This is a genomic window from Pseudomonas sp. GW823-FHT02C05 (genome assembly GCF_058797595.1).
This window is the reverse complement of record NZ_JBXAJU010000003.1, coordinates 742704-763506: the sequence shown is the minus strand read 5'-3', so window position 1 is coordinate 763506 and position 20803 is coordinate 742704. Positions and strand designations below refer to the sequence as shown.

Here is a 20803-nt window from a genome sequence, read left to right as displayed (position 1 = left end):
GAAGACGGCCTGGGTTGAGCGCTCAAAGGCCACAGAGCCGACGCAGTGCAGCGGTGTCCAGGTGATGCTCCACCAGGTCCGCCAGACGCTCGATATCGCGTTCACGCAAGGCGTGGTAATCCACCTCCTGCACCGCTTCGAGCCCGGCCCAGCGCAACAGCGCACTGCAGGCCGCAGGGGTTTCGAACAGACCGTGCAGGTAGGTGCCGAGGATCTGCCCGTCGGCGCTGCAGGCGCCATCGCTGCGACCGTCGTCCAGTTGCACGGCGGCCAGCTCCAGGGCCGGCCCGCGAGTGACCCCGGCGTGAATTTCATAACCACTGACCGCGGCATTCTCCAGGCTCAGGCGACCGCTGACGTTACGCAGCTGCTTCTCTTCTTCAAGCACGGTTTCAAATGCCAGCAGGCCCAGGCCGGGGCTGGAGCCCGCAGCGCCTTCGAGCCCGAGCGGATCATGCACCTGCTCGCCAAGCATTTGCAGGCCACCGCAGATGCCCAGCACTTTGCCGCCGTAGCGCAGGTGGCGGGCAACTGCCCGATCCCAGCCGTTGCTGCGCAGGTAGGCCAGATCGCCCCGTACGCTTTTCGAGCCGGGGAGGATGATCAGATCGGCAGCAGGAATCGCCTGGCCGGGGCCGATGAATTGCAAGTCGACCTGAGGATGCAGGCGCAACGGATCGAAATCCGTGTGATTGCTGATGCGCGGCAGCACCGGCACCACCACCTTGAGCAACTGTTCGACCTTGCCCACCTGGCGTTGGTCGATACCGTCCTCGGCTTCCAGGTGCAGGTCCAGGACATAGGGCAGCACGCCGATCACCGGCTTGCCGGTGCGGGCCTCCAGCCAGTCCAGGCCCGGTTGCAACAACGCCAGGTCGCCACGAAAGCGGTTGATGATGAAGCCCTTTACCCGGGCCTGCTCACTGGGAGACAGCAGTTCCAGGGTGCCCACCAAATGGGCGAAGACCCCACCGCGGTTGATGTCGGCGATCAGCAGCACCGGGCAGTCCACCGCCTCGGCAAAGCCCATGTTGGCAATATCGCCGGCCCGCAGGTTGATCTCCGCCGGCGAGCCGGCGCCCTCCACCATCACCACCTGATAAGCGCTTTTCAGGCGCTCATGGGAAGCCAGTACGGCCTGCATGGCGATGGCCTTGTAGTCGTGATAGGCCACGGCGTTCATGCTGGTCACGGCGCGGCCGTGAATGATTACCTGAGAGCCGGTATCGCTGTTGGGCTTGAGCAGCACCGGGTTCATGTCGGTGTGGGGCGCCAGATTGGCCGCCTGGGCCTGGACGGCCTGGGCCCTGCCGATCTCGCCGCCATCGGCAGTCACCGCACTGTTGAGGGCCATGTTCTGGGGCTTGAACGGCACCACGCTGACACCCTGGCGCCGCAGCCAACGGCACAGGGCCGTCACCAGGGTGCTCTTGCCGGCATCCGAGGTGGTGCCTTGAACCATCAGAGTGCTCATGGATATTCCTTGCGATAGGCCTGCAGCGCCTGTTCCAGGCGATCCCAATCGGCCTCCTCGGCGGGCAGGCCGAAGCGCAGGCTGCTGTTATGAGTGAACAGCCGCAGGAGAATGCCGCGGCGCGCCATGAAGTGATAAAGCGATTCGGCCTCGGCACTGATCAGCCACTGAAACAGCGCGCAACCGCCCTGGGGCTTGAGACCATGACGCTCGAGGACTTCAACCAGACGCTCGCTCGCCGCTTCGCTGCGCAACCTTTGCCGGGCGTGCCCCTGGGTATCGCGCAGGCAGGCCTGCCCCACCACCCGGGTCGGCCCGCTGACTGCCCAGGGTCCGACCTGCTCCGCCAGCAGTTTGAGCAGCCGGCGCTCGGCCAGGACAAAACCCAGGCGTACTCCGGCCAGGCCAAAGAACTTGCCGAACGAACGCAACACAATCAGCCCCACCTGATGGGCGTGGCGGGCTAGGCTCAGGTGCGGGGTGTTGTCCATGAAGGCTTCATCCACCACCAGCCAGCCGCCGCGCTGAGCCAGGCGCGCGTGCCAGTCCAGCAGGCGCTCCGGGGTCAGGCTCAGGCCGGTAGGGTTGTTCGGGTTGACCACCACCAGCACATCGAGGCTGTCGAGGAAGAAATCCACTTCCTGCTCCAGCACTTCGCGTACCCGGTAGCCGCTGCGGCGCCAGGCTTCGGCATGCTCGGCATAACAGGGCGACAGCACACCGACCTTGCCCGCTCGACGCAAGCGCGGCAGCAACTGGATTGCTGCCTGGGAGCCGGCCACCGGCAGCACTTCACTGGCGCCATAGTATTCGCGGGCCGCCTGTTCCAGTCCGTCATCGGTTTCCGGCAGGCGCGCCCAGGCACGCAGCGCAATGGGCGGCAGGGGAAACGGCCAGGGCGCCAACCCGCTGGACAAGTCCAGCCAGGCATCTTCGGCAATCCCGTATTGCTCGGCCGCCTTGCGCAGTCGTCCGCCGTGCTCAAGCATAGAATTCAGCCCCCAGGCAAAGAATCAGCAGCCACAGCCAGACACCCCGCTGCACCAGCTGCCAGCCACGATCGATGGAACCGGCGCTGGCCGGCTCGCCTTCACCCAGTGACGGACGCTGGTGCAATTGGCCGTGATAAATCGCCGCGCCGCCCAGCTCCACGCCCAGGGCGCCCGCCCCGGCCGCCATCACCGGGCCGGCATTCGGGCTGTCCCAGGTCGGCCCCTGGCGGTGCCAGCATTTCAACGCCAGCCGGGTCTTGCCGAGCAAGGCGTAAGTCAGGGCCACTAGACGCGCAGGAATGTAGTTGAGCAGGTCGTCGATCTTTGCGGCCGCCCAGCCGAAGCGCTCGAAGCGCTCGTTACGGTAGCCCCACATCGCATCCAGGGTGTTGCTCAGACGATAGAGCACCACCCCCGGCGCGCCGGCCACGGCAAACCAGAACAGCGCGGCAAACACGGCGTCGCTGCCGTTCTCCAGCACGGACTCAGTAGCCGCTCGGGCCACTTCGGTGGCATCCAGTTCGCTGGTCTGGCGGCTCACCAGAAAACCCACCCGGCGGCGCGCTTCTTCCAGATCGTCAGTGCGCAACGCCTGGGCCACCGGCTCCACATGCTCGCCGAGGCTGCGCAGGCCCAAGGCGCAGTACAACGCCAGGATTTCCACCAGCCAGCCGACGTAGGGCAACCAGGACAGCGCTGTGGCCACCAGGGTCAGGGGCACCACCGCCAGCACCCAGGCGGTGACGCCATGGCTGCGCCAGCCACGGCCGGCGGAGTTGAAACGTTGCTCGATACGATCGGCCACACGGCCGAACGCCACCAGCGGATGCCAGCGCCTGGGTTCGCCCAGCAGCGCATCCAGCGCGACCCCGGCGACACTCAGCAAGGCCACACTCATTGACTCACTCCCCAGTAATTCTCATACAACAACTCACTCAGCGGCCGCGGTTGCGCCCAGCCTTCCAGTGCCAGCATCGGCGCCGGGTAGAATTCGGTGACCGGGCCCAGGCACAGCACGGCCACGGGCTTGGCACCTGCCGGCAGCCCCAGCAGATCGGCCAGGGCCTGAGGATCGAACAAAGACACCCACCCCATTCCCAGGCCTTCGCTGCGGGCCGCCAGCCACAGGTTCTGGATGGCGCAGGACAGGGACGCCAGGTCCATCTCCGGCAGGGTCCGACGGCCGAAGATGTGTCGTTCGCGGTCATCCATCAAGGCGGCCACCAGCACCTCGGCACAATCGCTGATGCCTTCGACCTTGAGCTTCATGAACTCGTCGGAACGCTCACCCAGGGCTTGGGCGGTGCGCACCCGCTCCGCCTCCACCAACTGCTGGATGTGCTTGCGCAACAGGCGGTCGCTGATGCGAATAAAACGCCAGGGCTGCATCAACCCGACACTGGGCGCCTGATGCGCTGCTTCCAGCAAGCGCCGCAGCACTGCCGGCTCGACACTGCCACCCGCGAAATGACGCATGTCGCGGCGCTCAGCGATGGCCCGATAGACCCCCTCGCGCTGCGCCTCAGAGAACCCCTGCTCACTCACCCGCCACGCCCTCGGCTAAAACCGGCTCAACAGGCGCGCCCGGCGCAAACAACGCCGCCACCGCCGCCGGATTGGACGGGAAATAGAAGTGCACGTAAGAGGCCGTCATCCGCCCCTGGCGATACACCGCTTCCGCGCCGCGCCCGCCGTTGGGGCTGAGCCCACGAGCGATGGGCAGCAGCTCGGTGCTGGTCAGGGAATGGTGATAGGTGTGGCCGCGCAGACTGCCTTCGGGCAAATCCACCGCTTGCAAGGCCAGTGCCGCCAGGCGCTTCTGCATTACCGCATCTCCGGGCAGCAGGCCCAGGAGCTCGGCACGCTGGCCTTCGACATCGGTCAGGGAGTCCAGCAGGTAGAGCATGCCGCCGCACTCGGCGAGCAGCGGCTTGCCGGCCGCGTGATGGGCACGAATGGCCTGCAGCATGCTGCTGTTGCGGGCCAGGGCCTGATGGTGCAATTCGGGATAGCCGCCGGGCAGGTACAGGCTGTCCGCGTCGGGCAGCTGGGTATCGTGGATCGGCGAGAAGAAGCTCAACTGCGCCCCCATGGCTCGCAACAGATCGAGGCTGGCGCCATAGGTGAAGGCAAACGCCTCGTCCCGCGCCACGGCAATCCGCACGCCCTTGAGCAGCGGCGCGCAAGCCACCGGCGTGGGTGCGGCAAAACTCACCGCTGGCGGCAGTTCCACCTGGCAACTGCTGGCCAGGGCCTCGGCGGCGGCATCCAGGCGCAGGTCCAGATCATTCAGCTCGCTGGCCTGCACCAGCCCCAGATGGCGGCTGGGCAGCTCGATATCGGTTTCCCGGGACAAGGCGCCATACCAGCGCAAGCCTTCCGTCAGGCTGCCTTCCAGCAACTGCGCATGGCGCAGGGTACCAACCCGGTTGGCCAGCACCCCGGCAAACGGCAGGTCCGGCTGGTAGCGCGCCAGGCCCAGAGCCAGGGCGCCGAAGGTCTGGGCCATGGCGGTGCCATCGATCACCCCCAGCACCGGCACGCCGAAATGCCGTGCCAGATCGGCGCTGGAAGGGGTGCCATCGAACAGGCCCATGACCCCCTCGATCAGAATCAGGTCGGCCTCTCCCGCCGCCTCCCAGAGCAGACGGCGGCTTTCCTGCTCGCCCACCATCCACATGTCCAACTGGTACACCGCGGCACCACTGGCGCGCTCAAGAATCATCGGGTCGAGGAAATCCGGGCCGCACTTGAAGACCCGAACCTTGCGCCCCCGGTTGCGGTGCAAGCGGGCAAGGGCCGCGGTCACCGTGGTCTTGCCCTGGCCGGAAGCCGGTGCGGCGATCAACACTGCCGGGCAATGACGAACATCAGTCATGAATTCACGCTCACAGCTCGACACCTTTCTGCGCCTTGATCCCGGCCTGGAAGGCGTGCTTGACCATGCCCATCTCGGTCACGGTATCGGCCAGCTCGATCATCTCCGGCTTGGCGCCGCGACCGGTCACTACCACATGCTGCATGGGCGGACGTGCCTGCAGGTCACTGAGCACCTGATCCAGGTCCAGGTAGCCGTGCTTGAGGGCAATGTTCAGCTCGTCGAGCACCACCAGGCCAATATCCGGGTTGCTCAGCAACTCCCTGGAAACCGCCCAGGCGGCTTCAGCAGCAGCAATATCGCGCTGGCGATCCTGGGTTTCCCAGGTAAAGCCTTCGCCCATCACGTGAAAGCGCACCTGCTCGGGGAAACGCCGGAAGAATAGTTCTTCGCCGGTGCTGTTACGCCCCTTGATGAACTGCACCACGCCACACTGAATACCGTGGCCCATGGACCGCGCCAGCATGCCGAAGGCCGAGCTGCTCTTGCCCTTGCCGTTGCCGGTCAATACCAGCAGCAGGCCGCATTCGTTGGGCGAGTTGGCAATGCGTTCATCGATCACGGCTTTTTTGCGCAACATGCGCGCCAGATGGCGCTCGTCACGATCGGGGGATTCACTCATGGGGCAGCTCTCCGTTGGGGCTGGGGAACGGGGGGCAGGGAAAAGGAACAGACGGCGCTAGCCTGGCATCGCCCACCGTGATGCCGTTGGATGGATCAGGCCGGTCTCCGGGCTCATGAGCGGCATGGCTGCCGGACTGCGCGCCTTCCCGTGTCATTGACACAGTGGCGTCAGGCGCAGTCTTGACTCATCTACCGTTGCGGGGGCAGCGCCGGAATCGTCGTCGGCTCCATCACTGGAACAGACCCTGACCGGCTTCCCTGTTTCACTCTGTCGGCCACGGGCCACAGAGCACCTGAAACAAGTCGCGAAGGTTAGAGGGTTGGGGGTGGAGCGTCAATTAAAGCCGGCCGTCGCCCCCGGCACAAAACTGCACTGCATCAATAAACTGACGCCAATCTTGTGCCACACTCAGAGCAATGATATCAAATAGCCACTTTTCAGCGCCCCCGGCGCCAACCACACAACAATAAGGGGTAAGTTCGATGCAAGGCATGATCATCAGCAATCCGAAGCTGGAATTCCTGCGCCCGATGCTGGAACGCTGGTTCGATTGCATCGATCGCTACAACGTGGTTCGCGGCGATAACGAAACGCCTTACTGGTTCGACGAGCAGGCCAATCTCGGGCTGCTCAGCGCGTCGGCCTGGATGGCCGAGATGGTCAGCCTGGAACACAGCCCCAGCAGGAAACAGCAGGAAGAAGGTGCGCGCAACGCCCGCACCGACCTGTACCTGGCCACCAAGGAAGAGCGCGCCTACATACACGCCACCCAGCGCTGGCCAAGGGTCAACAGCCTGAACCTGACCCAGGCACTGCTGGACGTTGCCCAGGATGCAAGAAAGATCAGCTACGCCAGCGACCTGAGACTGGGGTGCCTGTTCGTTGCCCCACAAAAATCCCAGCACAGCGCTACACCGGAAGAGCTCCAGGACATGCTCGACGAACTGCAGAAAGAGCACTGCTGCGCCGTGGCCTGGTACTTCCCCTACGCCTATCGCAAGCTGCACAACGAGGCCGGCCACTACCACCCGGGCGTCGCCGTGCTCTTCAAGGAGGCCCGCTGATCGGGCGGAACCATCGACTGGCTATGCTTCTCTATGACTACGACGTCCGTGCACTCATAGGGAAATTCGCATGCTCAAGCTTCAGCACAGCCTACTGATCGCCATCGCCGCCAGCCTCGCCGCCTGCGGCGAAACTTCCAGCCTGCAGGTGTCCGACGGCACCGGCCCCAACCCCAAGCTGCCGGAACCCAACCCGACGCTGATCCCCACGGTCAACATCGCCCCCGCCATCGGCTGGCCGCAAGGTGCAAAACCCCAGGCCGCGGCCGGCACCCAGGTCAAGGCTTTCGCCGAGAACCTCGACCATCCACGCTGGCTCTACGTCCTGCCCAATGGCGATGTGCTGGTGGCGGAAACCAACGCCCCGCCCAAACCGGATGACAGCCAGGGCATTCGCGGCTGGATCGCCGGCAAGGTCATGGGCCGTGCCGGGGCGGCCGTGCCCAGCGCCAACCGCATCACCCTGCTAAGGGACCAGGATCACGATGGCGTGGCGGAGACCCGGACAATGTTTCTGGAGAACCTCAATTCGCCCTTTGGCATGACCCTGGTGGGCAATGACCTGTATGTGGCCGATACCGACAAGTTACTGCGCTTTCCCTACCAGAGCGGCGAGACCCAGATCAGCGCAGCCGCCACCAAGGTGGTCGACCTGCCCGGCGGCACCCTCAACCATCACTGGACCAAGAACGTCATCGCCAGCAAGGACGGCAGCAAGCTCTACGTCACCGTGGGCTCCAACAGCAACGTCGGCGAAAACGGCCTGGACAAGGAGCAAGGCCGAGCGGCGATCTGGGAGGTGGACCGTGAAAGCGGCCAGCACCGCCTGTTCGCCACCGGCCTGCGCAACCCCAATGGCCTGGCCTGGGAGCCGGCCAGCGGCGCACTCTGGACCGCAGTCAATGAGCGGGACGAAATCGGCAGCGACCTGGTGCCGGACTACATCACCTCGGTCAAGGATGGCGCGTTCTATGGCTGGCCCTTCAGCTACTACGGGCAACATGTGGATGTACGGGTCAAGCCGCAGAACCTCGACCTGGTGGCCAAGGCCATCGCCCCGGACTACGCGGTAGGCCCGCACACCGCGTCGCTGGGGCTGACCTTCGCCGACGGCAGCAAGCTCCCCGCCCCCTTCACCGAAGGCGCCTTCATCGGCCAGCACGGTTCCTGGAACCGCAAGCCCCATAGCGGCTACAAGGTAATTTTCGTGCCATTCAGCGCCGGCAAGCCCAATGGAGCGCCGATCGATGTGCTTAGCGGCTTTCTCAATGCCGACGAGAAAGCCATGGGACGCCCGGTCGGAGTGGTGATCGACCAGCAAGGCGGGTTATTGGTGGCCGACGATGTAGGCAACAAGATCTGGCGAGTGTCCGCCGCCAAAGCCCCCTAGGCTCAACGCTTGCGGCACAGCGTCAGACCATCTCCCAGCGGCAGCAGCGACAGATCGATACGCGAGTCATCCTTCAAGGCGCGATTGAGCGCCTGGATGGCTCGGGTATCCTCACTCAGGGAATCGGTCTCCAGCACGCGCCCGCTCCACAGGGTGTTGTCGAACACCAGCAGCCCGCCAACGCGCAACAGGCCCAGCGCAGCCTCCAGATAGGCCGGGTAGTTGGCCTTGTCGGCATCGATGAAGATCAGGTCGAAACAGCCAAGCTGCCCCGCTCGCTCCAGGCCGGCCAGGGTATCCAGGGCCGGGGCCAGGCGCAGTTCGATGCGCTGGCCCACCCCCGCCTCCTGCCAGTAGCGCAGGGCCGTAGCGTTGTAGTCGCCGGGAATGTCGCAGCAGATCAGTGAACCGTCTTCAGGCAGCGCCTGGGCCATGCACAGGGCGCTGTAGCCAGTGAAGGTACCGACCTCCAGCACGCGGCGGGCGCCGGTCAACTTCACCAGCAACGCGAGGAACTGGCCCTGCTCGGGCGCCACCTGCCAACGGGCGGTGGGCAATGCCTGGGTTTCATCCCGCAGACGACGCAGCAGGGGCGTTTCACGCAGGGAAACGTCCAGCAGGTAATGGTAGAGGGCATCGTCGAGGTTCAGCGTCTGAGCGGTCACAGGCACCTCGACCAGAGAAGATTAGGGATTGCGCGCCAGGTGTTCTGGCTGCAGGACGCGCTTCGCGCTCAGGTAGGCCTTCTGCCAATAGGCCTTGGACAGGCTGTCGAGCTTCACCGTGCCGCCAGTGGCCGGCGCATGCACGAAGCGCCCTTCCCCCACGTAGATGCCCGCATGGCTGACCTGGGAGCCGCCATTGGTGGCGAAGAAGATCAGATCGCCGGTCTGCAGCGCGTTCTTGCCCACATCCGGCGCCTGCATGCCGATCATTTCCCGGGTTGAACGCGGCAGGGAAATACCCGCCGCATCGCGGTAGACGTAACCGATCAGGCCACTGCAGTCGAAACCGGAATCCGGAGTGTTGCCGCCCCAGCGATAAGGCGTGCCCACCAACCCAAGGGCGCGGAACAGCACGTCTTCGGCAACCGGAGAGAAGGTTTGGGAGGAGTTGAACACCGGAGCACGCACCACAGGCGCAGGCGGCGGGGTACGGCTGGCACAGGCGCTGAGCAGCGCTGCGAGGGCAATGAGAGCGAAACGGGCTGAGGTCGACATAAGCTGGACAATCCTGATCGGGATGCGGCTTTCTCTGCCGTGGCACTGAAAACAAAACCGCGTAAGCAAGGCTTACGCGGTTAGTTTCAACAATAGATCAGGATTCTAGCGCCTACACGCCAAACTTCAAGTAAGACTTTAACTTCGCCCTACAAATAGTCCGCTTATTTGCGTGCAGTGACCACGGTTGGAGCCATGGCGAGTGCGCGCTTGGCTTCGATGAAGGTCTTGCTCCAGTAGCTATCGCCCAGGCTGTCGACCCGCACACCGCCACTGCGACGGCTGCTGGAGTGGATGAACTGGTCATCGCCCAGGTAGATACCTGCGTGGCTGACGCGCCCACGGCCGTTGGTGCTGAAGAACAGCAGATCACCCGGCTTGAGATTGTTGCGCGCTACCAGTGGCGCTTTCACGTTGATCATTTCGCGAGTGGAACGCGGCAGGTTCATGCCCGCCTCTTCACGAAACAGATAACCGATGAAACCGCTGCAATCGAAGCCGGCTTCCGAGGTACCGCCGAAACGGTAACGGGTACCGATCAGGGACATGCCGCGCTCGAGGATGCTGTCAGCCAGAACTGGCAACTGGTAAGGCTTGCTGTCAGAGAACTCTGCCAGTTCCTTTTCAGTTGCCAGCTCTTCCTGATAAACAGCGGAAGACTGGTTTTTGACGGAGACTTGAGCCTGCTGGACAGGTTGCTGCTGGGACACCGGAGTGTGGGAGGCGCAACCAAACAACAGGGTGACGAGTGCGAGAGGCACGAGGGGTGCGAAGCGATTTAGCATGGGCACGACCGTGGCTTGAAATAAAAGAAGACGCGACTATGCCTTCTATCGCCCTCATTTGCAAATTCAATCGATCAGAATGTGACTTATGAGTTTCTTCCGTACATCTAAGGCTTTAAGCCCATTTTAAGTCCGCCCACCTCTGGAAACCCTTCCAAAGGTGCGTTTTCTGGCGCCTGGAATATGCCGAAGGTCGCCCCCGAGAGCCCTGGAAGCCTTGTCTTTACCAGCCCAGGGTCTCTTTCAGAAAAGGGATGGTCAGCTTGCGCTGGGCCTGCAACGAAGCCTGGTCGAGGCGCTCGAGAAGCTCGAACAGGGCACTCATGCTGCGGGTACCGCGGGTCAGGATGAAATGCCCGACCTCGTCGGTCAGATGCAGCCCCCGGCGGGATGCCCTTAGCTGCAAGGCACGCAATTTGTCTTCGTCGGAGAGCGGGCGCATCTGAAAGATCAGCGCCAGGGTCAGGCGGGACTTCAAATCCGCCAGCTTCACCGGCAACTCGCGAGGCGAGGTCGAGGCCGCGATCAACAGGCGCCGACCACTGTCGCGCAAGCGGTTGAACAGATGAAACAGCGCTTCTTCCCAATCCGCCTTGCCAGCCACTGCCTGCAGGTCATCCAGGCAGACCAGCTCATACTGTTCCAGGTTGTCGAGAATCTCGATACCGCGATCCAGAAGCTCCGCCAGCGGCAGATACACCGCCGGCTCCCCCAACTGCTCGAAACGCAGGCACGCGGCCTGCAGCAAGTGCGTGCGGCCCACGCCATCCTTGCCCCAGAGGTAGATCAGGCTTTCGGTCCAACCGGCGTCGGCTTCGCAGAGGCGCTCGACGTAGCCGAGTGCTGCGGCATTGGCGCCTGGGTAGTAGTTGATGAAGGTGGCGTCATCACGCAGACGCACACCTAGGGGCAGCTGAATCGGTTTCATGCTGACTGAACAGTTCCAAACGAACCGTTAGTGGCCTCTGTGTAAAGTTTGCAAAGTTTATACCCGTGACGCCGAGCGCACAATGCAGCAGACCACAAGCAAAATCAAAGGTTTGCGACAGCCAAACGCAATCGAAGGGCGTTCCTTGACAGCTACCGTGACGGCCAGCCAAGCGCCGCCAACCGTCACGCAGGCCCGCGCGCCCCTTTACAACTCGGGGTCTTCAGCACCGCTGTAGAGATCCGAATCCTTGTACAGATCATGCACATGGCGCACCAGCACCATGATCACCGCTGCCACCGGCAGCGCCAGCAGCACCCCGGTAAAACCGAACAGTTCGCCGCCGGCAAGAATGGCAAAGATCACCGCCACCGGGTGCAAGCCGATGCGATCGCCCACCAGCAACGGCGTCAGCACCATGCCCTCAAGGGCTTGCCCCACCATGAATACCGCGACAATGCCGATCATCGGATACAGGTCGCCACCGAACTGGAACAGCCCGGCAATCAGCGCCGCGCCAATGCCGATGACAAAGCCCATATACGGCACGATTGCCGCCAGACCGGCAATCAGACCGATCAACAGCCCCAGCTCCAGCCCCACCAGCATCAGGCCCGCGGCGTAGATCACCCCGAGAGCCAGCATCACCAGCAATTGCCCGCGAACAAAAGCCCCCAGCACTTCATGGCACTCCCCGGCCAGAGACACCACCTGCTCTTCGCGACTGCGTGGCAACAGGCTGCGGATCTTGGCCATCATCAAGTCCCAGTCCCGCAGCAGATAGAAGCTGACCACCGGGATCAGTACCAGATTGGCCAGCCAGCCGATCAGCGCCAGGCCCGAAGCCGTTGCCTGGCTCAGCACCACGCCGACGATATCGGTGGTCTGGCCCATGTGCTCGCTGATGGCCGCCTTGACCTTGTCGAACTTCCAGAAGCCGTCCGCCAGACCGAGCTTGGACTGCACCCAGGGCATGGCGCTGTGCTGGACCCAATCGAGCATCTGCGGCGCCAGTTCATAGAGCCGCACCAACTGCTTGGCCAGCATGGGCACCAGCACCAGCAGCAGGGTCATGACGATCAGGGTGAACAAGGCGAATACCGCCACCACGCCCCAGGTCCGCGACAACCCCCATTGCTCCAGCCGGTCCACCAGCGGATCGAACAGGTAGGCCAGCAACAGCGCCACCAGGAACGGACTGAGGATCGGGTGCAGCAGGTAGACGAACCCGCAGGCCAGGAGCACGACACCCAACCAGACCCAACGACGCGTATCAGCCATATACCTCTCCAGCTTCTATATAGAAGGAAACAACCTGCTACCAACGAAAACGCAGTTGGGCCTGCGGCGCCACCGGGGCGGCCCCTTCAGCGCCTTGCACAGGAGCTTGCGGCGCAGGCGCTTCACCCGCCGGAATCTCTTGCAGCTTGGCCAGCGACAGTTGCGCCCGCAGCTGCTCCGCACTGCCGTTGACGCGATAGACGATCCGATCACCGTCAACGCTCTGCAACTGCGCACCAAAAGGCTCCAGCAAGTGCCCAAGGGCCGCGTAATGCTCCAGAGTCATGCCCTGCACTTCCAGCAACTGCTCGCTGGAAGCACCAGGACGAGTGACAAAACGGGGCGCCAGACGCTGGCTCACCGCCAGCAACACCCCATCGGCCAGGGCCGCGGTATCGGCGCCCTGGACAGTGCCCTGCTCCTTCTGATCGCCCAGCCACAGCCGCCACTTGGCTTGCCATTGGCCACCTTCTTCCCGGGCATGTACCGCCAGCAACGCATCAGCACCGTAACGCTCGGAGGCTTCACGCAGCGGCGCCGGATCGGAACCTTCAAGATTCGGCGCCGTGGCGACGATCTGCTCGTTCAGATCCCCCAGCGGCAGGCGCAGGGGCAAGCCACGATGTTGAGCCGCACGCCGCAAGGGCGCCGCGCTGGCCTGGCCATCACCCACCAGGCTCGAGCCTTCGGTGGAATCACTCAACCACCAGCCGATGATCGACGGCCGGTTGTTGCCCCAGAGCGATAGCCCGGCCTGACGCAGGGCGCGATCGGTGGTGACCGGATCGAAATCCACCTGCAGGCTTTCCGGCGGGCCGGCGTCGTAGCCGTACTGACTGATGATCTGCTGCGGGTCCTTGCGTATCGCCGCCAGCCCTGGCCCCTGGGCGGCCTTGGCGTCGCCAGTGAGGCGCAACACCAGGGTTTCCAGGGCCCGTTGCGTGGCCTGGTCGCGCTCTTCGGGCGACTGGCTGCTCACAGGCTCACGCACTTGATACAGGCCATTGAGGGTTTCGGCATGACTCGCCAGGCTGACCAATGACAAACAGCCCACAAACAGAAATTTACCCAGACGCATGGAAGATTCCCGACGACAGAAAACGATTGAAACAGCGCACTTGAACCACGGCGAGCAAGGCTGTGACCACAAGCCTGGGCAAAACATTCACCCGGCGCCCGATAGTTTTCGCGCTGTCATAACGATAGCCACTTGAGCGCTATACCTTATACAGGCATGGGCAGGAGCACCAACACGACCAATCGCGGTTTTTTTAACAGGATATGCCTCTCCCCGTCGGCCCGAGGATGGCCGCTGCCCCTCAAGCCTGATAAAATCGCGCGCCTTCGCAGACCGGCATCAGCTGGGCACCCTGAAACACTTTTCCTGTGTTTCCGGCAGTCTCACTGGTTCGGTCGATACCCCTGAATCCCCCCTAAAGGCCTGGATCATGAGCAAGCAACCCTCCCTGAGCTACAAAGACGCCGGTGTAGACATCGACGCCGGTGAAGCATTGGTCGAACGCATCAAGAGCGTCGCCAAGCGCACTGCGCGCCCGGAAGTCATGGGCGGCCTGGGCGGTTTCGGCGCCCTCTGCGAAATCCCGGCCGGCTACAAGCAACCGGTGCTGGTCTCCGGCACTGACGGCGTCGGCACCAAGCTGCGCCTGGCCCTGAACCTGAACAAGCACGACAGCATCGGCATCGACCTGGTAGCCATGTGCGTCAACGACCTGGTGGTCTGCGGCGCCGAACCGCTGTTCTTCCTCGACTACTACGCCACCGGCAAGCTCAACGTCGATACCGCAGCCCAAGTGGTAACCGGCATCGGCGCTGGCTGCGAGCTGTCCGGCTGCTCCCTGGTGGGCGGTGAAACCGCTGAAATGCCCGGCATGTACGAAGGCGAAGACTACGACCTGGCCGGCTTCTGCGTAGGCGTGGTGGAAAAGGCCGAGATCATCGACGGCTCGAAAGTTGCCGCCGGCGATGCCCTGCTGGCCCTGCCCTCCTCCGGCCCGCACTCCAACGGCTACTCGCTGATCCGCAAGATCATCGAAGTCTCCGACGCCGACATCGAAAGCATCCAGCTGGACGGCAAACCACTGACCGACCTGCTGATGGCGCCGACCCGCATCTACGTCAAGCCACTGCTGAAGCTGATCAAGGACACCGGCGCGGTCAAGGCCATGGCCCACATCACCGGTGGCGGCCTGCTGGACAACATCCCGCGCGTGCTGCCAAAAGGCGCCCAGGCCGTAGTCGACGTGGCGAGCTGGCAGCGCCCGGCGGTCTTCGACTGGCTGCAGGAAAAAGGCAACGTCGACGAGCACGAAATGCATCGCGTGCTGAACTGCGGCGTGGGCATGGTCATCTGCGTGGCCCAGGATCAGGTCGAGAACGCCCTGAAGGTCCTGCGCGAGGCGGGCGAGCAGCCATGGGTCATCGGCCAGATCGCCACCGCAGCCGAAGGCGCGGCCCAGGTCGAGCTGAAGAACCTCAAGGCTCACTGATGCAAGAGCGGATGTCGCCGACCTGTGATGTTGTGGTGCTGTTGTCCGGCACCGGCAGTAACCTGCAAGCCTTGATCGACAGCGTGCACACCGGCGACAGCCCGGTGCGCATCGCCGCCGTGATCTCCAACCGCGCTGACGCCTATGGCCTGCAGCGCGCCAAGGACGCGGGTATCGCTACCCGCTTCCTCGATCACACCGCCTTCGAAGGCCGGGAGGCCTTCGATCAGGGGCTGATCGAGCTGATCGATACCTTCCAACCCAAACTGGTGGTCCTGGCCGGATTCATGCGCATTCTCAGCGCCGGGTTCGTCCGCCACTACGAGGGCCGGCTGCTGAATATCCACCCCTCGCTGCTCCCGAAATACAAAGGGTTACACACTCATCAGCGGGCGCTGGAGGCCGGAGATACGGAGCATGGCTGCAGCGTGCACTTCGTCACCGAGGAACTCGATGGCGGCCCTCTGGTCGTACAGGCTGTGATCCCGGTAGAGTTGCACGACTCGCCGCAGAGCCTGGCGCAGCGAGTGCACGTCCAGGAACACCAGATTTACCCCATGGCCGTACGCTGGTTTGCCGAAGGTCGGCTGACGCTCGGCGATCAGGGTGCTTTACTGGATGGTCAATTACTGGCCGCCAGCGGCTATTTGATTCGAACCTAGGAGATTTTATGCGTCGCGCCCTGCTCTTCGCTTGCGCTCTGTTCGCCCTGCCGGCTGTGCAGGCGGCAGACCTTCACCCGTTCTCCGCCAGCTACACCGCCGACTGGAAGCAACTGCCCATGAGCGGCACTGCTGAACGCAGCCTGGAAAAAACCGCCAATGGTGCGTGGAAACTCAGCTTCAAGGCATCGATGATGATCGCCAGCCTGAGCGAGGAAAGCACCCTGACCCTGGACAAGGACACCCTGGTGCCCCAGTCCTATCGCTTCGAGCGTGGCGGTCTGGGCAAAGCCAAGAAAGCCGACCTGGATTTCGACTGGAAAGCCAAGATGGTCACCGGCACCGACCGTGGTGATGCGGTCAAGCTGCCGCTGAACACCGGCATGGTGGATAAATCCACCTACCAGCTGGCCCTGCAGCACGATGTGGCAGCCGGCAAGAAGACCATGAGCTATCAAGTGGTCGACGGCGGTGAAGTCGACACCTATGACTTCCGTGTCCTGGGCTCGGAGAAGGTTGACACCAAGGCTGGCCAGATCGATGCGATCAAGGTCGAGCGCGTTCGCGACCCGACACAGAGCAAACGCATCACCGTGATGTGGTTCGCCAAGGACTGGGATTACCTGCTGGTGCGTCTGCAACAGGTGGAAACCGACGGCAAGGAGTACAACATCATGCTCCTCAACGGCACCGTTGACGGCAAGACGGTCAAAGGCAGTTGAGCCGCAGCAGTCACGAAGCCTCGCGAAAGCGGGGCTTTTTTTTGCCCGGGATTTGGTTCCTCGCCCGCACAGCAAGCCCCGGCACAAGCCCTCGAAGATGAAACTTTTGTCATGAAGCGGTACGCCCTGCGGCGAAATGTCACGGTTTACGCGGGCTGCAGGATTTTCTTCGATTCTGCAAAGGTTTGTTGCAGCGCCAGGCAATTTACTTAGCAAGCTAACAAAATATATAACAGAGTCCTGCACACGCCTTGCTGCAGATCAACAGAGATTGGAGCTAGCAGATGACTGTAAAAGTAACTGAACGCGACGATTCACATATGTCCCATGAAGGCGTAGCCGCGGGTGTACGGATCTGGGATGTACATCAACAAGACATGCTGGTGGGCATGTTCCACTCCGAGAGCGACGCCCACAGCTACAAGGCTGAATTGGAAAAACTCGAGCAGAACCGCGCGCCCCAGAGCTCCTGACTCGACCTCAGTGCCGGAGTGCCGGGATCTCCACGCGGATCAACGGCCTCCCCCACAAACGACAAACCCCGCCATGAGCGGGGTTTGTCGTTATTCAAGGCTTACCACATCAGATCGTCGGGGATCTGGTAGGCCGCGTACGGATCATCTTCATCCGGCGCCTCGGTGGGCGTATTGAGCTGCACGATACGGCGCGGGTCGCGCTCCTGGATCTTCAGCGCGGCTTCCCGCGGAATCACCTCGTAGCCGCCGCCATGGTGGACGATGGCCAGGGAGCCGCTGCTCAGCTTGTTGCGCATGAGGGTATTCACCGACAGGCGCTTGACCTTCTTGTCGTCGACGAAGTTGTAGTAGTCCTCGGTGTTCAGCTTGGGCAGCCGCGACACTTCGATCAGTTGCTTGACCTGCGCCGCGCGGGCTTTCTGCTCGGCCTTTTCCTGTTGCTGACGGTTGAGCTCCTGGTCGCGCTTGACCTTCTCGGCCATGGCTTCCTGGGCCGCACGCTGCTGGGAGTCATCGAGTTCGATCTGGCCTTTGTGGGCCAGGCGCTGCTGCTTCTGCTTGTCTTTGCTGACCTGCTTGGCCTGCTTTTGGTTGACCAGCCCTGCTTTGAGCAACTGGTCGCGAAGGGAAAGGCTCATGGTGCTTACTCACTTAGGCAACGGCCTCAGCCGCAGCTGGGCAAATTCTTTTCCTGACGTTTGGCTTCGCCCCACAGGGCATCCAACTCTTCGAGGGTGCAATCTTCCATGGGACGGGCAGTGTCGCGCAATGCCTGCTCGATAAATCGGAAGCGTCGGTCGAACTTGGCGTTGGCACCGCGCAGGGCAGTTTCCGGGTCGACCTTGAGGTGCCGGGCCAGGTTGACCACGACAAACAGCAAGTCGCCGATTTCATCGGTGATCGCCGCCGCATCGTTGTCGGCCATGGCTTCCAGCACTTCATCCAGTTCTTCACGAACCTTGTCCACCACCGGCAGGGCTTCGGGCCAGTCGAAACCGACCTGGGCCGCACGCTTTTGCAACTTGGCGGCGCGGGACAAGGCCGGCAAGGCCACCGGCACATCATCGAGCAGGGACAACTGCTGGGGAGCCTCGGACTTCTCCGCGCGCTCCTCGGCCTTGATCTGCTCCCAACGCTCCTTGACCTGGTCTTCATCGAGCCGCGGAATGTCCAGCGGCGCGTACAGGTCCCCGGTGGGAAATACATGGGGATGCCGACGGATCAGCTTGCGCGTGATGCCGTCCACCACCGCGTCGAACTCGAAACGCCCCTCCTCCCGGGCCAGCTGGCTGTAGTACACCACCTGGAACAGCAGGTCCCCCAGCTCGCCCTGCAAGTGGTCGAAGTCGCCGCGCTCGATGGCGTCGGCCACTTCATAGGCCTCTTCCAGGGTATGGGGGACGATGCTGGCGTAGTTCTGCTTGATGTCCCACGGGCAGCCGTACTGCGGGTCGCGCAGGCGCGCCATGAGGTGGAGCAGGTCTTCAAGGCTGTACATCAGTTCATCCATTTCATACAGGCATCAGGGGGTCCGGTTGCGCCGGGTCTCGATGATGTTTGGCAACTGGGAAATCCGCCCCAACAGGCGACCCAACGCGTCCAGCCCCGGGATCTCGATAGTCAGGGACATCAACGCGGTGTTGTCCTCCTTGTTCGAGCGGGTGTTGACCGCCAGCACGTTGATCCGCTCGTTGAGCAGCACCTGGGACACATCACGCAGCAGGCCGGAACGGTCGTAGGCGCGGATGATGATATCCACCGGATAGGTCAGCACCGGCACCGGCCCCCAGCTGACCTGGATGATCCGCTCCGGCTCGCGCCCGGCCAGTTGCAGCACCGAGGCGCAGTCCTGGCGGTGAATGCTCACGCCGCGGCCCTGGGTGATGTAGCCGACGATCGCATCCCCCGGCAATGGCTGGCAGCAGCCGGCCATCTGGGTCATCAGGTTGCCCACGCCCTGGATCTGGATGTCGCCACGCTTGCCCGGCTTGTAGCCGGCAGCCTTGCGCGGAATCAACTCCAGTTGCTCGTTGCCCCGCTCCGGCTCCACCAGTTGCTGGGCCAGGTTGACCAGTTGCGCCAGGCGCAGGTCCCCCGCGCCCAGGGCGGCGAACATGTCCTCGGCGATCTTCATGTTGGCCTTCTCGGCCAGCTTGTCGAAATCCACCTGTGGCAGGCCGAGTCGGCTCAGTTCGCGTTCCAGCAGGGTCTTGCCGGCGGCGACGTTCTGATCGCGGGCCTGGAGCTTGAACCAGTGGACGATCTTCGCCCGCGCCCGGGATGTGGTGACATAGCCCAGGTTCGGGTTCAGCCAGTCGCGGCTCGGCGTGCCGTGCTTGCTGGTGATGATCTCCACCTGCTCGCCGGTCTGCAGGCTGTAGTTGAGCGGCACGATGCGCCCGTTGATCTTCGCGCCCCGGCAGTTGTGGCCGATCTCGGTGTGCACCCGGTAGGCGAAATCCAGCGGCGTGGCGCCCTTGGGCAGGTCGATGGCGTGACCGTCGGGGGTGAAGATGTACACCCGGTCCGGTTCGATATCCACCCGCAGCTGTTCGGCCAGACCGCCGATATCCCCCAGTTCCTCGTGCCATTCGAGCACCTGGCGCAACCAGGAGATTTTCTCTTCGTAATGGTTGGAGCCGGACTTGACGTCGGTGCCCTTGTACTTCCAGTGCGCGCAAACCCCCAGCTCCGCCTCTTCGTGCATGGCGTGGGTACGGATCTGCACTTCCAGCACCTTGCCCTCAGGGCCGATCACCGCCGTGTGCAACGAGCGGTAGCCGTTCTCCTTGGGGTTGGCGATGTAGTCGTCGAACTCTTTGGGGATGTGCCGCCACAGGGTATGCACGATGCCCAGCGCGGTGTAGCAATCGCGCATTTCCGGCACCAGCACCCGCACCGCGCGCACGTCGTAGATCTGGCTGAATTCCAGGCCCTTGCGCTGCATTTTGCGCCAGATGGAATAGATGTGCTTGGCCCGCCCACTGATGTCGGCGTTGACCCCGGTGGCCTTCAGTTCGTTCTGCAGCTGGTTCATCACGTCGCTGATGAAACGCTCGCGATCCAGGCGCCGCTCATGCAGCAGCTTGGCGATCTGCTTGTACTGCTCGGGCTCCAGGTAACGGAAGGACAGGTCTTCCAGCTCCCACTTGATATGCCCGATACCCAGGCGGTGAGCCAGGGGTGCGTAGATGTCGAAGACTTCCCGGGCAACCCGGTTGCGCTTCTCTTCGTCGGCGCTTTTTACCGCTCGAATCGCACAGGTACGCTCAGCCAGCTTGATCAGTGCAACCCGCACGTCATCCACCATGGCCACCAGCATCTTGCGCAGGTTTTCCACCTGGGCCTGGGTGCCCAGCACCAGGGACTGGCGGGGGCTGAGGCTGGCGGTAATGGCCGCCATGCGCAACACGCCATCGATCAGCTTGGTGACCACCGGACCAAACCGCTGGCTGACCGCCGGCAACTGGATCTGGCCCTCGCGGACACCCCGGTAGAGTACCGCGGCAACCAGGGAGTCCTGATCCAGCTTGAGATCGGCGAGGATCTCGGCGATCTCCAGGCCAGTGCTGAAACTCGACACGTCCTCGGGGCTGAGATTCTTCGTTGCTATGTGCTGCAGTTCCGCCTCGCGAGCGAACTCGCAGGCTTCTTTCAAGGCTTCACGGTCCAGTGCCATGTCGACGCTGACCGTATGATCGAGCCATGCCTCGAGATTGATACTGCCGTCGGTGTTGATCGGCTGGTGCGCTCTCACCTGTACCATCTTGCTTTACCTTCCCTACGACGCACATTCAAT

The 20803-nt window shown here is 63.1% G+C and carries 21 protein-coding genes and 1 riboswitch; of the genes, 6 read left to right on the top strand and 15 right to left on the bottom strand.

Going from position 1 to position 20803, the window contains the following annotated elements; all coding sequences use genetic code 11:
* Positions 1 to 22: 22 nt before the first annotated feature.
* Genes AC1RGE_RS19925 through cobO form a run of 6 tightly spaced genes read right to left on the bottom strand, consistent with a single transcriptional unit; the run spans position 23 to position 5966 of the window.
* Positions 23 to 1474 carry a cobyric acid synthase gene (locus AC1RGE_RS19925; protein WP_093407693.1) on the bottom strand — a complete coding sequence of 484 codons (1452 nt, stop codon included), beginning with the start codon at positions 1472 to 1474 and terminating at the stop codon, positions 23 to 25.
* Positions 1471 to 2463, bottom strand: coding sequence for a threonine-phosphate decarboxylase CobD (gene cobD / locus AC1RGE_RS19920; protein ID WP_011062691.1), 993 nt, complete (start codon positions 2461 to 2463; stop codon positions 1471 to 1473). Before cobD ends, AC1RGE_RS19925 begins: the two co-directional genes overlap by 4 nt.
* Positions 2456 to 3364, bottom strand: coding sequence for an adenosylcobinamide-phosphate synthase CbiB (cbiB, locus tag AC1RGE_RS19915; RefSeq protein WP_492584878.1), 909 nt, complete (start codon positions 3362 to 3364; stop codon positions 2456 to 2458). The genes cobD and cbiB overlap by 8 nt, the downstream gene beginning before the upstream one ends.
* The gene (gene bluB, locus AC1RGE_RS19910) at positions 3361 to 4011 is read right to left on the bottom strand and encodes a 5,6-dimethylbenzimidazole synthase (RefSeq protein WP_011062693.1); all 651 of its coding nucleotides are present in this window, start codon (positions 4009 to 4011) and stop codon (positions 3361 to 3363) included. The genes cbiB and bluB overlap by 4 nt, the downstream gene beginning before the upstream one ends.
* Positions 4004 to 5344 carry a cobyrinic acid a,c-diamide synthase CobB gene (locus AC1RGE_RS19905; protein WP_011062694.1) on the bottom strand — a complete coding sequence of 447 codons (1341 nt, stop codon included), beginning with the start codon at positions 5342 to 5344 and terminating at the stop codon, positions 4004 to 4006. Before AC1RGE_RS19905 ends, bluB begins: the two co-directional genes overlap by 8 nt.
* Positions 5345 to 5354: 10 nt before the next feature.
* Positions 5355 to 5966 (bottom strand): cob(I)yrinic acid a,c-diamide adenosyltransferase, encoded by a 612-nt coding sequence (cobO, locus tag AC1RGE_RS19900; RefSeq protein ID WP_011062695.1) that lies wholly within the window; start codon positions 5964 to 5966, stop codon positions 5355 to 5357.
* 81 nt (positions 5967 to 6047) lie between these two features.
* Positions 6048 to 6280: riboswitch (cobalamin riboswitch) on the bottom strand.
* Between the two features lie 171 nt (positions 6281 to 6451).
* Between cobO and AC1RGE_RS19895 the strand changes: the two genes are divergently transcribed.
* A complete protein-coding gene (locus AC1RGE_RS19895) occupies positions 6452 to 7033 on the top strand; it encodes a hypothetical protein (protein WP_103289454.1) in 582 nt (193 codons plus the stop codon).
* A 70-nt stretch (positions 7034 to 7103) separates the two neighbouring features.
* Complete coding sequence (locus AC1RGE_RS19890; RefSeq protein WP_103289452.1) at positions 7104 to 8423, top strand: PQQ-dependent sugar dehydrogenase; 1320 nt, start codon at positions 7104 to 7106, stop codon at positions 8421 to 8423.
* Between the two features lie 2 nt (positions 8424 to 8425).
* Here AC1RGE_RS19890 and AC1RGE_RS19885 read toward each other — a convergent pair whose 3' ends face one another.
* From AC1RGE_RS19885 to AC1RGE_RS19860, 6 genes are all read right to left on the bottom strand, one after another.
* Entirely contained in the window at positions 8426 to 9088 is a 663-nt protein-coding gene (locus AC1RGE_RS19885; RefSeq protein WP_492584876.1) for a class I SAM-dependent methyltransferase, read from the bottom strand.
* Positions 9089 to 9109: 21 nt separating this feature from the next.
* Positions 9110 to 9643: a C40 family peptidase gene (locus AC1RGE_RS19880; RefSeq protein WP_011062699.1), complete on the bottom strand. Its 534-nt coding sequence runs from the start codon at positions 9641 to 9643 to the stop codon at positions 9110 to 9112.
* Positions 9644 to 9807: 164 nt separating this feature from the next.
* Positions 9808 to 10428 (bottom strand): C40 family peptidase, encoded by a 621-nt coding sequence (locus AC1RGE_RS19875; RefSeq protein ID WP_015636644.1) that lies wholly within the window; start codon positions 10426 to 10428, stop codon positions 9808 to 9810.
* 223 nt (positions 10429 to 10651) lie between these two features.
* Complete coding sequence (hda, locus tag AC1RGE_RS19870) at positions 10652 to 11356, bottom strand: DnaA regulatory inactivator Hda (protein WP_007898944.1); 705 nt, start codon at positions 11354 to 11356, stop codon at positions 10652 to 10654.
* Between the two features lie 207 nt (positions 11357 to 11563).
* Positions 11564 to 12637 carry an AI-2E family transporter gene (locus AC1RGE_RS19865; RefSeq protein ID WP_011062701.1) on the bottom strand — a complete coding sequence of 358 codons (1074 nt, stop codon included), beginning with the start codon at positions 12635 to 12637 and terminating at the stop codon, positions 11564 to 11566.
* Positions 12638 to 12674: 37 nt separating this feature from the next.
* Complete coding sequence (locus AC1RGE_RS19860; protein WP_077934627.1) at positions 12675 to 13715, bottom strand: DUF2066 domain-containing protein; 1041 nt, start codon at positions 13713 to 13715, stop codon at positions 12675 to 12677.
* Positions 13716 to 14085: 370 nt separating this feature from the next.
* Between AC1RGE_RS19860 and purM the strand changes: the two genes are divergently transcribed.
* From purM to AC1RGE_RS19840, 4 genes are all read left to right on the top strand, one after another.
* Complete coding sequence (gene purM / locus AC1RGE_RS19855; RefSeq protein ID WP_346624650.1) at positions 14086 to 15144, top strand: phosphoribosylformylglycinamidine cyclo-ligase; 1059 nt, start codon at positions 14086 to 14088, stop codon at positions 15142 to 15144.
* Positions 15145 to 15155: 11 nt separating this feature from the next.
* The gene (gene purN, locus AC1RGE_RS19850; RefSeq protein ID WP_346624677.1) at positions 15156 to 15806 is read left to right on the top strand and encodes a phosphoribosylglycinamide formyltransferase; all 651 of its coding nucleotides are present in this window, start codon (positions 15156 to 15158) and stop codon (positions 15804 to 15806) included.
* 8 nt (positions 15807 to 15814) lie between these two features.
* A complete protein-coding gene (locus AC1RGE_RS19845; protein ID WP_011062705.1) occupies positions 15815 to 16528 on the top strand; it encodes a DUF3108 domain-containing protein in 714 nt (237 codons plus the stop codon).
* A gap of 284 nt (positions 16529 to 16812) precedes the next feature.
* On the top strand, positions 16813 to 17001 hold the full coding sequence (locus AC1RGE_RS19840) for a hypothetical protein (RefSeq protein WP_011062706.1): 189 nt from the start codon (positions 16813 to 16815) through the stop codon (positions 16999 to 17001).
* Between the two features lie 101 nt (positions 17002 to 17102).
* Here AC1RGE_RS19840 and AC1RGE_RS19835 read toward each other — a convergent pair whose 3' ends face one another.
* Genes AC1RGE_RS19835 through relA form a run of 3 tightly spaced genes read right to left on the bottom strand, consistent with a single transcriptional unit; the run spans position 17103 to position 20770 of the window.
* The gene (locus AC1RGE_RS19835; RefSeq protein ID WP_011062707.1) at positions 17103 to 17642 is read right to left on the bottom strand and encodes a DUF2058 domain-containing protein; all 540 of its coding nucleotides are present in this window, start codon (positions 17640 to 17642) and stop codon (positions 17103 to 17105) included.
* A 26-nt stretch (positions 17643 to 17668) separates the two neighbouring features.
* Positions 17669 to 18502 (bottom strand): nucleoside triphosphate pyrophosphohydrolase, encoded by an 834-nt coding sequence (gene mazG / locus AC1RGE_RS19830; protein WP_011062708.1) that lies wholly within the window; start codon positions 18500 to 18502, stop codon positions 17669 to 17671.
* 24 nt (positions 18503 to 18526) lie between these two features.
* Complete coding sequence (gene relA, locus AC1RGE_RS19825) at positions 18527 to 20770, bottom strand: GTP diphosphokinase (RefSeq protein WP_011062709.1); 2244 nt, start codon at positions 20768 to 20770, stop codon at positions 18527 to 18529.
* Between the last annotated feature and the right edge of the window lie 33 nt (positions 20771 to 20803).